General features: G+C 61.5%; 10 protein-coding genes. 7 read left to right on the top strand and 3 right to left on the bottom strand.

All coding sequences use genetic code 11. The annotated features are described in order from the left end of the window. Positions 1-21: 21 nt before the first annotated feature. Complete coding sequence (feoB, locus tag INF35_RS10070) at positions 22-2400, bottom strand: ferrous iron transport protein B (RefSeq protein ID WP_193502099.1); 2379 nt, start codon at positions 2398-2400, stop codon at positions 22-24. A 229-nt stretch (positions 2401-2629) separates the two neighbouring features. Further along, on the bottom strand, positions 2630-2899 hold the full coding sequence (locus INF35_RS10065) for a hypothetical protein (RefSeq protein WP_193502097.1): 270 nt from the start codon (positions 2897-2899) through the stop codon (positions 2630-2632). Between the two features lie 95 nt (positions 2900-2994). Here INF35_RS10065 and INF35_RS10060 point away from each other — a divergent pair, with 95 nt between their 5' ends. The 3 genes from INF35_RS10060 (at position 2995) to INF35_RS10050 (ending at position 5561) form a co-directional block, all read left to right on the top strand. After that, positions 2995-3858, top strand: coding sequence for a transporter substrate-binding domain-containing protein (locus INF35_RS10060; RefSeq protein WP_193502095.1), 864 nt, complete (start codon positions 2995-2997; stop codon positions 3856-3858). A 232-nt stretch (positions 3859-4090) separates the two neighbouring features. Further along, entirely contained in the window at positions 4091-4858 is a 768-nt protein-coding gene (locus INF35_RS10055; protein WP_193502964.1) for an amino acid ABC transporter permease, read from the top strand. Next, on the top strand, positions 4845-5561 hold the full coding sequence (locus INF35_RS10050) for an amino acid ABC transporter ATP-binding protein (RefSeq protein ID WP_193502093.1): 717 nt from the start codon (positions 4845-4847) through the stop codon (positions 5559-5561). The genes INF35_RS10055 and INF35_RS10050 overlap by 14 nt, the downstream gene beginning before the upstream one ends. A 92-nt stretch (positions 5562-5653) precedes the next feature. Here the strand turns inward: INF35_RS10050 and INF35_RS10045 are convergent, their stop codons facing one another. Beyond that, positions 5654-6274 carry a flavodoxin family protein gene (locus INF35_RS10045; RefSeq protein ID WP_193502091.1) on the bottom strand — a complete coding sequence of 207 codons (621 nt, stop codon included), beginning with the start codon at positions 6272-6274 and terminating at the stop codon, positions 5654-5656. Positions 6275-6573: 299 nt separating this feature from the next. Here INF35_RS10045 and INF35_RS10040 point away from each other — a divergent pair, with 299 nt between their 5' ends. The 4 genes from INF35_RS10040 to INF35_RS10025 all read left to right on the top strand — a co-directional run bounded on the left by INF35_RS10040 (position 6574) and on the right by INF35_RS10025 (position 12999). Then, positions 6574-6993 (top strand): DUF1622 domain-containing protein, encoded by a 420-nt coding sequence (locus tag INF35_RS10040; RefSeq protein ID WP_328740710.1) that lies wholly within the window; start codon positions 6574-6576, stop codon positions 6991-6993. 349 nt (positions 6994-7342) lie between these two features. Continuing rightward, positions 7343-9913, top strand: a complete 2571-nt coding sequence (locus INF35_RS10035; RefSeq protein WP_193502087.1) for a GH25 family lysozyme — start codon at positions 7343-7345, stop codon at positions 9911-9913. Between the two features lie 87 nt (positions 9914-10000). After that, positions 10001-11614 carry an MBL fold metallo-hydrolase RNA specificity domain-containing protein gene (locus INF35_RS10030; RefSeq protein ID WP_193502085.1) on the top strand — a complete coding sequence of 538 codons (1614 nt, stop codon included), beginning with the start codon at positions 10001-10003 and terminating at the stop codon, positions 11612-11614. Between the two features lie 35 nt (positions 11615-11649). Continuing rightward, entirely contained in the window at positions 11650-12999 is a 1350-nt protein-coding gene (locus INF35_RS10025; RefSeq protein ID WP_193502083.1) for a hypothetical protein, read from the top strand. The last annotated feature ends 113 nt before the right edge of the window (positions 13000-13112 follow it).

Genomic DNA, 13112 nt, shown 5'->3' with positions numbered 1-13112 from the left:
GACTCCTGTTTGAAATGGGTGTCAGGCCAGCCCGATCAGCAGGCCGACACAGTGGACGAGGAAGGCAACAACCCAGGCGATGAGGCACTGGACGATCACCACACCGGCCGCGGCGCGGGCGGAACCCAGCTCCCGGCGGGCCGCTGCGATGGCAGCCACACAGGGGGTGTACAGCAGGGTGAACACCAGAAACACCATGGCGGTGAAGGGAGTGAACATGCTGTTCAGCAGGCCGGTGTCGCCGCCCAGCAGAACGGTAAGGGTGGAGACCACGCTCTCCTTGGCAGTAAAGCCGGTGATGAGGGCGGTGGAGACGCGCCAGTCACCGAAGCCCAGCGGGGCAAAGATGGGAGCGATCCAGCCGCCGATCATGGCCAGCAGGCTGTTTTCTGGTGAAGTGACCACGTTGAGGCGGGTGTCGAAGCTTTGCAAAAACCAGATGATGACGGTTGCCACAAAGATGATGGTGAAGGCCCGCTGGATAAAGTCCCGGGCCTTTTCCCAGATCAGCTGGCCCACGCTCTTGGGGCTGGGCAGGCGGTAGTTGGGCAGTTCCATGACAAAAGGCACCGGCTCGCCGCGGAAGCGGGTATGGCGCAGCACCAGAGCATACAGCACACCGCACAGGATGCCGATGAGATACAGGGCCACCATGACCACAGGACGGAGATTGCGGGGGAAGAAAGCCGCCGTGAACAGGGCGTAGATGGGCAGCTTGGCGGAGCAGCTCATAAAGGGGGTGAGCAGCACGGTCATGCGGCGGTCACGGTCGGAGGAAAGGGTGCGGGTGGACATGATGGCGGGCACCGAGCATCCGAAGCCCACCAGCATAGGGACGAAGCTGCGTCCCGACAGGCCGATGCGGCGCAGGGGCTTGTCCATGACAAAGGCGACGCGGGCCATGTAGCCGGTATCTTCCAGGATGGACAGGAAGAAGAACAGGGTAACGATGGTGGGCAAAAAGCTCAGCACGCTGCCAACGCCTGCGAAAATGCCGTCAATGACGAGGGAATGTACCACGGGGTTGATGCCGTAGGCGGTGAGCCCCGCGTCCACCAGGGCGGTGAAGTTGTCGATGCCCAGGGTCATCAGGTCGGACAGCGCCGCGCCGATGACTCCGAAGGTCAGCCAGAACACCAGCGCCAGAATGACGATGAAGCAGGGAATGGCAGTGAAGCGCCCGGTCAGGATTTTGTCCAGCTCCACACTGCGGCGATGCTCCCGGCTCTCGGCGGGGCGGACGACGGTCTCGGCGCACAGGCCTTCCAGAAAGTGGAACCGCATGTCGGCCAGAGCGGCCTCCCGGTCGGTGCCGGTCTCGTTTTCCATCTCCACAATGGTGTGCTCCAGCATTTCCTTTTCGTTCTGGTCCAGCTGCAGCTGTTCCAGAATGGGCTGGTCGCCTTCCACCAGCTTGGTGGCGGCAAAGCGCGGCGGCAGCCCCGCCCGGCGGGCATGGTCCTCGATCAGGTGGACGATGGCGTGGATGCAGCGGTGCACTGCGCCCCGGGGATCGTCGGGATCACCGGCGTCGCAGAAATCGATGCGGCCGGGGGCTTCCCGATGGCGGGCTACGTGAATGGCGTGCTCGATGAGCTCGTCAATGCCTTCGTTTCGGGCAGCCGAGATGGGAACCACCGGGATGCCCAGCAGTTCCTCCAGCTGGTTGACCATGATAGTGCCGCCGTTGGCACGGACTTCGTCCATCATGTTGAGGGCAAGCACCATGGGGATGCCCAGCTCCATCAGCTGGATGGTCAGATAGAGGTTACGCTCGATGTTGGTGGCATCCACAATGTTGATGATGCCGGTGGGCTTGTTCTGCAAGAGAAAATCCCGTGTAACGATCTCCTCATTGGAGTAGGGCGACAGCGAGTAGATACCCGGCAGGTCGGTGACGGTAGCCTCTGCATGGCCGCGGATCTGCCCGTCCTTGCGATCCACTGTCACGCCGGGGAAGTTGCCCACGTGCTGGTTGGAGCCGGTCAGCTGGTTGAACAGGGTGGTCTTGCCGCAGTTCTGGTTGCCGGCCAGGGCAAAGGTCAGAGGCTGGCCCTTGGGGATCACATCGCCGCTTTTGCGGGTGCGGTAGCTGGGGGCGCGGCTGATCTCGCCGCGGCCGGGATGGGGCACCGGTGCGTGGCGCTCCTCGCTGCGGGCGGCGCGATCGGTGGTATGTACTCCTTCGATTTCAATTTTGCGGGCGTCGTCCAGACGCAGTGTCAGCTCATAGCCGCGCAGTTCCAGCTCAATGGGATCGCCCATGGGCGCGACCTTGCGCAGCGTCACTTCAATGCCCGGCGTCAGGCCCATGTCCAGTAGGTGACGGCGAAGGGCTCCCTCGCCGCCCACCGTACGGATACGGGCGTCCTGGCCGACGGATAATTCGGCTAATGTCATGTTTCCAATTCCCCCCTGCGCCCCGAAAAAACGGGCGCGTTCTCTGCGGCGCCGCCTGCTGCATGCGCCGAAATGCGGTTCCTGCCGCACTTTATACCTATTATAGCAGTCCCAGTCTAGCATCGGGGACGGTGAGTGTCAATAGGATGGGGTCTGGAAAAAAGCTCCCTTTCCCCCGTTACGGTGAAAACATGCATGAATATGGATAAATATACAAAATAAGTGCATATCAGTCGGAAAAGGCAGCATCCGGCGGGAAAGCAAAAGGGGACACAAACCCCGCGGACCAGCCCGCAATAGAGTAAACATACAGAAAGCGCGTTCCCGGCACGTGGACGATGCAGCGCAAATTGCCTTGCGGAAAGAGAAGAAAAGCTGTATGCACAAGGCTGTTTTCAGACGAAAAAACTGCACAAAAATCGCGGCGCACCGGCAATCCCCCTACACAAATTGCCAAAATTGAAAAATATTCATTGACATTGTAGCTTTTATGCAGCATACTGATAAAGTCACCGGGGAGGACACGGTATCTGCCGTGCCGGGACACATAAACCATACCTTATACTAAAAAAGAGAGAACACGAGGGAACAAACATGAAGAAACTGACTTCTATCCTGCTGGCCTCCGCCCTGGCACTGAGCCTGGCGGCCTGCAGCGGCAACACTTCTTCCGACAGCAGCTCTTCCGCTGCCGATACCAGCTCCAGCTCCGAGGCCGCGGTGGACGAGGCTACTTCCGAGTCCGCAGCCACTGCCGGTGAGCTGACCACCGTTGAGGAAGGCATGCTCATCATGTCCACCAATGCTGCTTTCCCGCCGTACGAGATGACCAATGACGCCGGCGAGTTCGAGGGCATCGACGTGGAGATCGCCCAGGCTATCGCCGACAAGCTGGGCCTGGAACTGCGCATCGACGATATGGACTTTGACTCTGCCCTGCTGGCTGCTCAGAACGGCAAGAGCGACATGGTCATGGCGGGCGTCTCCGTCACCGAGGACCGCCTGGTCAACCTGGACTTCACCGACAGCTATGCCACCGGCATTCAGGTGGTCATCGTGCCTGAGGATTCCGACATCACTTCCGTGGATGATCTGACCGGCAAGATGATCGGCGTGCAGCGCGGCACCACCGGTGACCTGTACTGCTCCGACACTGTGGAGAACGGCGGCTTCGGCGCAGAGAACGTTACTCCCTACGACAACGGTCTGACCGCTGTCCAGGCCCTGATGAACGGTCAGGTGGACTGCGTTGTCATCGACAACGCTCCCGCTCAGGAGTTCGTCGCTGCCAACCCCGGCCTGAAGATCCTCGACACCGAGTATGTCAATGAGGATTACGCCATCGGCGTCAAGAAGGGCAACACCCAGATGCTGGACGCCATCAACGGCGCACTGGCTGAGCTGAAGGCCGACGGCACCGTCCAGTCCATCATCGACAAGTACATCACTGCCGACTGATCGGACTAGAGCTGAACCAATCGACACAACAGGCGGATAATACCGCCTGAAAGGGGAGGGCGACCATGCGGGCGACTGCGTCCGCATCCGGCAATGTGCCGGGCTGGCCGCTCTCTCTTTTGTTGCCGCCCCGGGCGGCAGAGACCGCGCCGTCAATGGCGGCAATCAACCAAAGCGCCGGAAATTCCCGGCGCGGCACCGACCGGAAAGAAAGGTGGATGTGGGCATGGACTTGGCAGCACAGTTTGAAACGCTGTCCAATCTGGCAAAAAGCGGCACAGAGCTCACTCTGTGGCAGGACATCTTCGTCAAATTCTATCAGGCGTTTCTTGAGGGCGACCGCTGGCAGCAGTACATTCAGGGCGTGGGCACCACGCTGCTTGTCACAGCCATGGCTCTGGCTCTGGGCGTGGTGCTGGGCGGTGTGGTCGCGCTGATCCGCGTGGCCCATGACCAGCAGCGTCCCGGCCACCGCAACCCGGTGCTGGGCGTTGTCAACCTGATCTGCAAGATCTACTCCACCGTCATCCGCGGCACCCCCATGATGGTCCAGCTGCTCATCATGAGCATGGTCATCTTCAAGTCCAGCCGCGAGTATACCCTGGTCGGTGCACTGAGCCTGGGCATCAACTCGGGCGCCTATGTGTCGGAGATCATCCGCGGCGGTCTGATGGCCGTGGACCCCGGCCAGATGGAGGCGGGGCGCAGCCTTGGCCTCAACTACACCACCACCATGGTCAACATTGTGATTCCCCAGGCCATCAAGTCGGTGCTGCCTGCTTTGGGCAATGAGTTCATCGTCCTGCTCAAGGACACGTCGCTCATCACCGTTATCGGCGGCAAGGAACTGCTGTATGCGGCCAAGGGCATCATGAACCGTACGTACGAGGCCATGTATCCGCTGCTTGGCATTGCGGCCATCTATCTGGTGCTGGTCATGGTCTTTACCTGGCTGCTGGGCAAACTGGAAGGGAGGATGAGACAGAGTGATCGTCGTTGAGAATCTGAAAAAAAGCTATGCCGGTCTGGATGTCCTCAAGGGCATCAACCTGACCATCAACAAGGGCGACGTTGTCTGCCTGGTCGGCCCTTCCGGCTGCGGCAAGTCCACCTTCCTACGCTGCCTCAACCGTCTGGAGGAACCCACCTCCGGCCATGTCTACTTTGAGGACAAAGAGGTCACGGAAAAGGATATCAACAAGATCCGTGCCAAGATGGGCATGGTGTTCCAGCACTTCAACCTCTTCCCGCACCTGACCGTCAAGCGCAACATTACGCTGGCCCCCACCAAACTGGGCCTGATGAGCCAGGCGGCGGCCGATGCCAAGGCCATGGACCTGCTGGCCCGCATCGGGCTGGCGGACAAGGCGGATGCCTACCCGGCCATGCTTTCCGGCGGCCAGAAGCAGCGCATTGCCATTGTCCGTGCCCTGGCCATGGACCCGGAGGCCCTGCTCTTCGATGAACCCACCTCCGCCCTTGACCCCGAGATGGTGGGCGAGGTTCTGGAACTCATGAAGGAGCTGGCCAAGGGCGGCATGACCATGGTGGTCGTCACCCATGAGATGGGCTTTGCCCGGGAGGTGGCCAACCGCGTCATCTTTATCGACGAAGGTGTGGTCAAGGTGGATCGCCCCCCGCAGGAGTTCTTTGCCAACCCGGACAACGAGCGCCTGCGCACCTTCCTGTCCAAGGTGCTGTAATCTCTGCAAGATACAAAGATCCCCGTATCAGGCAGCCGCCCGGTACGGGGATCTTTTGCTTGTTGTGGAAAACTTCCGGATTGTTGAAACAATCAGCGGATGAAGTTGGTACGGCTGCCGCTCTCGGCGGTGGGAGCCTCAATGCCGGCGGCCTTGCCTGCCTCGATGCAGCGCAGGACCCATGCCATGTTGCGGGCCAGGTTGCGCATGATCTGCATGCCCTCCTCGTCCTTGGCGGCCTCCTCGGCGTTGGAGCCGTGGACCATGGGCCAGTAGGTAGAGTTGACCAGGGGCATCTCGTAGAAGGTTGGAATCTTCATCATGGCATCCAGGGCGCTGACGGTGCCGGCGCGGCGGGCGCTGGTCACCACAGCGGCAGGCTTGTGACGCAGATACCGTCCAGCGGAGTAGGCCAACCGGTGCATAAAGCCCAGCATGCCCGCTGCCGCGGTGGCATAGTGGACCGGTGCGCCAAAGACGATACCGTCAGCCTCCTGCACCAGAGGCAGCACATCCGCCACGGGACCGCCGAAGACGCACTTGCCCGCCTTGGCACAGCCGCCGCAGCCTACGCATCCGCCCACCGGCGCCCGGCCGATGTGGAAGATGGTGGTCTCAATGCCTTCCCCGTTGAGGACCTTGGCCATCTCGGCGAGAGCAGCATAGGTGCAGCCTTTTTCATGCGGGCTGCCGTTGATCAAAAGTACTTTCATGACAGATCCAGCCTCCATTTCAATGCGGGAAAATTTGGGCAGGGCCGCCTGCGGTTCTGCAAAACGGCAGCTTGACCGCAGGGCGTCTGCTGATCCCGTTCTCCTGACTTTATTCCTATTATATCATGTCCATGCAAGGGGATGGACGGGGCCGACGCCGGGCGGCCTTATTCCCGGAAATCTTTTCGTCCGGACGGAAAAACTTGCAATTCCTTCAGAGCCTTGTTATAATTTGACCAAATCGGCTCCGCCTGTCAAAAATGACGGCGTGCGGGGCAGTCATTTGGGAGGATGCCGCCGTGGAAGCCTTTGATCTTTTTATGCAGAATCTTCTGGACATTCTGGTCAGCAATGCCATTCACCTGTTTGAACTGGTGGGCGTGGTGGTGCTCATTGTGGCCGGTGTGCAGGGCGTGGTCAATTATATCCGTCACGATCCCATGGTTCGCCTCAAGCTGGCCAAGGGAATGGCCCTCTGCCTGGAATTCAAGCTGGGCAGCGAGATCCTGCGCACCGTGGTGGTGCGGGATCTGAGCGAGATCGCCATTGTGGGCGCCATCATTGTGCTGCGGGCCGCGCTGACCTTCCTGCTTCACTGGGAAATCAAGAATGAGGAGGCGGAGGCGGAGGCAACCCTCAACAAGGAGTACCGGGAGATCCGCGCCCAGCAGAATGCACGCAAGGAGGCTTCCGAGCCCAAGGAGGGCGGCACGCTGTGATCGGCTCTCCGCCTGCCGTAGAGGAAATATCCGGCCTCTCCGTACCGCATTCCGTAAAATGGAAAAAGTGAGACAACCCCCGTCTCTGCTGCTTGCCCGGCAGAGACAGGGGCTTTTCTTTTTCGCCGGGAGAAATCTGCCGAAATGTAAAATTTTTCTGAACCCCTCAGGATAGCCCGTGAAAGAGGTTACAGCATTGTAATTTATTCGACAAAATGGTACGATATAAGCATATTACCGTCCCTGCCGTATCCATACGCGCCGCGGCGCATACAAATACATTGTGCCCGGCCGCAGACGGCCGGTGGGACGACGCCCCGTCACCTCTTGCGGAAAGGAATTGCCGACTGTGAAGCAAACAACGATTCGATACAAGCGCAAACGGAAGACCAACCCCTGGCAGCGTCTGATCCTGCCGGGCATTGCTCTGCTGGTCATTGTGGCGGTCTGTCTGGTTGTGTTCCTCATCACCCAGACCTCGGAGGGAGAACCTGCCGTTCCCGAGACGGGCACCAGTGCGGGCGCCTGGGTAAAGAACGATGCCGGGTATTATTTCAATGATGCGGGGGAGCCTATTCTGGCGGCGACCCTCAAGGGCATCGATGTCTCCAAATATCAGGGAGAGGTGGACTGGCAGAAGGCCAAGGACGCGGGCATCGACTTTGCCATTCTGCGCTGCGGCATCGGCAGCGAGTGGAACGGCGAGGGAGAATATACCCAGGACGACGATTACTGGGAGCGCAATGCCGATGCCTGCACCGAACTGGGCATTCCCTTCGGCGTTTACCTCTACTCTTACGCCACCACCGAGGAACAGGCCCGCAGCGAGGCTGCCCATGTGGCGCGGCTGCTGGGTCTGATCGAGTCCCCCTATGAGGAACTGCCCGACTATACCGACAAGCCCTACAAGCTGGACTATCCTGTCTACTATGACCTGGAGGACACCTCCATCACCGGCCTTTTCCCCGAGGAGATGGCCGCCCTGACCCAGGCCTTCTTCGATCAGCTGGAGGAGTACGGCTACACCGGTCGGCAGGGCATCTATGCCTCCCTCAACTGGGTGCGCGCCCGCTTTGACGACCCCGCCTTCGACCCCTGGCGGGATGAGCTGTGGATCGCCCGGTATTCCTCCGAGCTGGGATACACCGGCACCTATTCCATGTGGCAGGCGACCTACCAGGCTCCCGGCGCCGACTACGGCGTCCAGAGTGAGACGGTGGATATCGACTTTGTCATGGAGGACCTGACCATGACCGGCATCACCGATCTCTACGGAAAGGTCATTGAGCCCACCTTTACCAACGACACCTACAAGAACGAGCTGTCTCTGGGGCAGAAAGGGGACAAAGCCACCATCACCCTGAATGAGCCTGCCGAGACCGACGGCGGCCAGAAGGTCTACTGGTCCACCAGCGACTCCGATGTGGCCACCGTCAGCAAAAAAGGCGTGGTGCAGGCCAAGGGGGACGGTCAGTGCACTGTCACCGCCACCCTGGCGGACGGGCGCACCTGGGCAGAGTGTGTCGTCCGGGTGGGGGACATCACGGTGCCCATCTACGCCACCGGCTCGCTGCACGGCACCATCACCGACGAGGATGTCAGCCTGGCTGATGTGGCAGCCCTCAAGGCGGGCAACGACGATGCCATCCTCATCGATGCGGGCGGCAGCCTGCAGGGCAGCCTGCCCACCAGCCTGACCGGCGGCATGGATATGACCTCGGCCTTTGCGGCGGCGGGATATAATCTCCAGTGCTTTGACGCCAGTGATCTGGCCTTCGGCACCGAGCGGCTGCTGGACGATGTGGTGACCTCTTCGGGTGAGTCGCTGGCCTCCAATCTGCGCGACGCCGAGGGCGTGCCCCTGTTCTATCGCAGCACCAGCTGGAACCGCAACCGCATCACCAACGGCATGAATGCCGTCATCAAGTCGGCGGGCAAGCGCATAGGGTTCTTCTCACTGGCCAGCCTGGGCAATTCCGCCCGGGCCAGCGACCTGACCGCCGCCGACCTCAAGCAGACTGCCTCCGAGCAGGTGGCGGCCCTGCGCGCCGAAAATGTGGACGCCATTGTCTGCGTGGTCGGCCCCGATACCGACTATACTTCTATCCTGAATGACCTGAAAGACCTGGGCGTCAACGCGGTCATCGCGGGGGGCACGGCGGAGGAGGTTTCTTCCTCCGGCATCACTGTCGTCCCGGCGGGCGGCGGCCTGGATGCGGTGGGGTGCCTGGAACTGACCTTTACCGCCTCCGGCAGCGTGACGGCCAAGGCTTCCCAGGTTACCCGGTCCACCATGACGGCCGCCCGCTCCGCCTTTGACGATGCGACAGCCGCCGCCTATGACTCCGCCCGCACGGCCCTGGATTCCCTGGAGACGGGGGATGAGTCGGTGCGCGGGCAGAAGCTCTTCACCTTTGAGGAGGCCGACCGCACCATCAGTTTCGGCAACTATGTGGCCGAGACCTATCTCAACCTGGCCCTGGCGGATCAGGCCAACTGGCCGTCGGATTATGCTGTCATGACCCCGGCGGGTCTGGCCGGCGGCGTGACCGAACTGGAGGAAGGGGACATCACCCGAGGCGCACTGCTGGACGCCCTGCCCGGTGGGGAGCGGGTGCAGCTGGTGGCCGTTACCGGCGCGTCCTATCTGAAACTGCTGAACAGCGGCACCGTGACCGAAACTTATACCGAGAGCCTTCTGACCAAGGATGTGGCCGAGGACGCCACGGTGCTCCTTGTCACCGATACCGCCACCCTGCGGGGACTGAGCGACCAGGGCTACACTGTGCTGCGGGATTACGGCGACGCCTTCTGGTGCATCCGCATGGCCATCAACGATGCGACCAACGCCTTTGCCGATGTGTTTACCCTGCCCGAGGCGCCGCGCTACGGCGTCGGGCGTGGGGATGTCACCGGCTGAGGACAGACTTTGTGTGGAGCGGGAAACAGGGAAAGACAAGACGAAACGGTCCGGCAAACTGTGCCGGTGAAATAAGGAGGTCCTGTCATGAAACTGCAATTTTTAGGTGCCGCCCGGGAGGTCACCGGCAGCTGTACGCTGATCGAGGCGGCGGGGCACCGTTTTCTGGTGGATTGCGGCATGGAACAGGGGCGCGATGTGTACGAAAACACCAAGCTGCCCTGTGCACCGGCCGAAATCGAAGCCATCCTGCTGACCCACGCCCACATTGACCATTCGGGCATGATCCCGTGCATCTACAAAAACGGGTTCCGGGGCCCCATTTACGCCACCGACCCTACCATGGACCTGTGCGAGATCATGCTGGAAGACTCCGCCCACATCCAGGAGCAGGAGGCGGAGTGGAAAAACCGCAAGGCAAAGCGCAGCGGCCGGGATCAGGTGGAACCGGAATATACCGTGGAGGACGCCGAGAACGCCATGCGGCTGTTCAAACCCCAGCAGTACGGCACGCCGGTGCAGATCTTTGACGGAGTGGAGGCGGTCTTTACCGACGTGGGCCACCTGCTGGGCAGTGCCAGCATCACCCTGCGCATCACCGAGAACGGGGAGACCCAGACCATTGTATTCTCGGGAGACATCGGCAATGTAAACCAGCCGCTGCTGCGGGACCCTCACTATCTGGACGAAGCAGACTTTGTGGTCATGGAGTCCACCTACGGGGACCGGGATCATCCCCCGCGACCCGATTATCTGGGAGAGCTGACCGAGATTCTGCAGACCACTCTGGACCGGGGCGGCAATGTGGTCATCCCCAGCTTTGCGGTGGGCCGCACCCAGGAGCTGCTCTATTTCATCCGTCAGATCAAGGCGGAGGGCCGGATCCACGGCCATGACGGCTTCCCGGTCTATGTGGACAGCCCGCTGGCCAACCGTTCCACCACCGTCTTCCGGGAAAACTACAGCCAGTGCTATGATGCCGAGGCCCTTGCCCTGGTCCAGTCGGGACAGAATCCCCTCTGGTTCCCCGACCTCTGCATCAGCCAGACCAAGGAGGACTCGGTGGCCATCAACCTGGACACCACTCCCAAGGTCATCATCTCGGCGTCGGGCATGTGCGATGCCGGACGCATCCGTCACCACCTCAAGCACAACCTCTGGCGCAAGGAATCCACCATCCTGTTTGTGGGCTATCAGGCCAGCGGCACCCTGGGCCGCGTCCTGCTGGAAGGCGCCGACGAGGTCCGCCTGTTCGGCGAGGATGTGCAGGTCAACGCTCAGATCTGCCAGATGACCGGTATGTCCGGCCACGCCGACCGCACCGGTCTGGATAAATGGATCAACCATTTCAATCCCAAACCGGCCTTTGTTTTCGTCAACCACGGCGACGATGACGTTGCCGAAACCTGGGCAGCTCATCTGCGCAGTGAGGGCTTTGCCGCCTCGGCACCCTACAACGGTGCAGTGTATGAGCTGGCCGGAAAAACGGCGCGCTGCCTGGAGGATGGCGGCCGCCGGAAGATCGAGAAGACGGCGGCTCCCGGCAAGGAGGTTGTCCGCAGCAGCCCCGCCTTTGAGCGCCTGGTCAATATGGGCAAGCGGCTGCTGGTGGTCATCGAGCACAACCGGGGCGGCGCCAACAAGGACCTGGCCAAGTTCACCAGCCAGATTCAGGCCCTCTGCGACAAGTGGGACCGCTGATAAAACCATTCAAAAAGGAGGCCGGCCGCATTCCCATGCAGCAGGACTTTTTGCCAACCAAACCATTGCCTCGCCCGGCGTGGGCGGGGCACCACCGCAGGCTCTGGACCTTTCTGCAGGCCCTGGGCCTGTTTCTGATTGCTGCTCCGCTGGCCCTACTCCTGAAAAACGGCAGCACCTACGCCACGGGCAGCTGGGACGACTATTCCCAGGCTCTGGTGTTCGGCCGGATGCTTCAGATGCAGCAGGACCAGAGTGCCCCCGGCGGTTTTATGGGGGTCTATACCCAGGACTGGGGCGACGGGGAAAACCGCTACCTCTACCGGGACAATACCCCGGTGGACCCCCGGGATTTCCAGAGCTACACCCATCAGTCCGGCCTGCAGGGCTGGGCGCTGGGCGTGCTCAACAAGGTCTATTCGGTGGTGGAGGACGACGGCGTCACCCGGGAAACCATGCTCTACACCACCAACGCCATCCTCTATTATTTTGCAACCCTGCTTGCCTGCGCCGCACTGTACCGGGCGGCGGGGGGGCTGCCTGCTCTGGCCTGGCTGGCGGCGGTGTGCCTGGCACCGGGCCTCCAGACCGGTATGAAGGACCTGTACTGGTGCCTGTGGATCTGGATGCTGCCCCTGCTGGCAGGTATTGCCCTCTGTGCCCTCACCCTGAGCCGGGACAAAACCCCGGTGTGGGCCTTTGTGCTGGCGGGAGCGGCCTGCATGGTGCGCTGCATGTGCGGGTTTGAGTTTGTCTCCACCTTCCTTATCCTCTGCGAGATCCCCCTTGTCTGGTGCTGGGCCCGGAGCCTTGCAGCCGGACGCCCGGCAGGCAAGTGGGTGCTGCGGATGGTGGGGGCGGGGGCCTCGGCGCTGGCCGGTGTGGCGGCGGCGCTGGGGGTCTGGCTGTGCCAGGGATTTTTCTACTACGGCAGCTGGGGAGAAAGCCTTGCCAACATTCTGGGCGCGGCGGGCAGCCGCATGAGTGTCAGCGACGATACCGTCCGGGAAGGCGTCACGGTGGCGGGAGTCCTGACCAAATATCTGGTGCAGGATACTACCCCGGTGCTGACCCTGGCCGGCCTCTCCCTCACTCTGGCACAGCTGCTGGCCGTCACGCTGGGGGCGACGGTGCTGTCCGCGGCGGCAATGGCGCTTCTTCACCGGAAGGATGCCCTGGGCGGCCTGGCTCCCATGGCCTGCGTCTGGGTCCTGGCGGTGGCGGCGCCCTGCTCCTGGCTGGTGCTCAGCAAGGCCCATTCGGACATTCATTCCCATTTGATCCCGGTGCTGTTCCAGTTCTCGGCGGTTCCGGCAAGCGTTGCCCTGCTGGCTGTGCTGGTCACGGCCTGGGTCCGGCTGGCTCGAACCCCGCGCAGGGCCTGACCGCATTGCGGCAAACAGAAATCTGTATTACAATAGAAATGTAGCCGCCCGGACCCTTATTTCACGTCCGGGCGGCAGACCATAGGGCGGGAGGAACAGTGCCTTCCGCCGCA

It is taken from the genome of Gemmiger gallinarum, assembly GCF_014982805.1.
GTDB lineage: Bacteria > Bacillota > Clostridia > Oscillospirales > Ruminococcaceae > Gemmiger > Gemmiger gallinarum.
This window is presented reverse-complemented; position numbering and strand designations above follow the sequence as displayed.

What these genes read in the sequence shown, in the direction of transcription:
- INF35_RS10030 (WP_193502085.1), top strand. Translation starts at nt 10,001, where the DNA reads ATGAAACTGCAATTTTTAGGTGCCGCCCGGGAGGTCACCGGCAGCTGT.
- INF35_RS10065 (WP_193502097.1), bottom strand. Translation starts at nt 2,899, where the DNA reads ATGCTGCATAAAAGCTACAATGTCAATGAATATTTTTCAATTTTGGCA.
- INF35_RS10045 (WP_193502091.1), bottom strand. Translation starts at nt 6,274, where the DNA reads ATGAAAGTACTTTTGATCAACGGCAGCCCGCATGAAAAAGGCTGCACC.
- INF35_RS10060 (WP_193502095.1), top strand. Translation starts at nt 2,995, where the DNA reads ATGAAGAAACTGACTTCTATCCTGCTGGCCTCCGCCCTGGCACTGAGC.
- INF35_RS10025 (WP_193502083.1), top strand. Translation starts at nt 11,650, where the DNA reads ATGCAGCAGGACTTTTTGCCAACCAAACCATTGCCTCGCCCGGCGTGG.
- feoB (WP_193502099.1), bottom strand. Translation starts at nt 2,400, where the DNA reads ATGACATTAGCCGAATTATCCGTCGGCCAGGACGCCCGTATCCGTACG.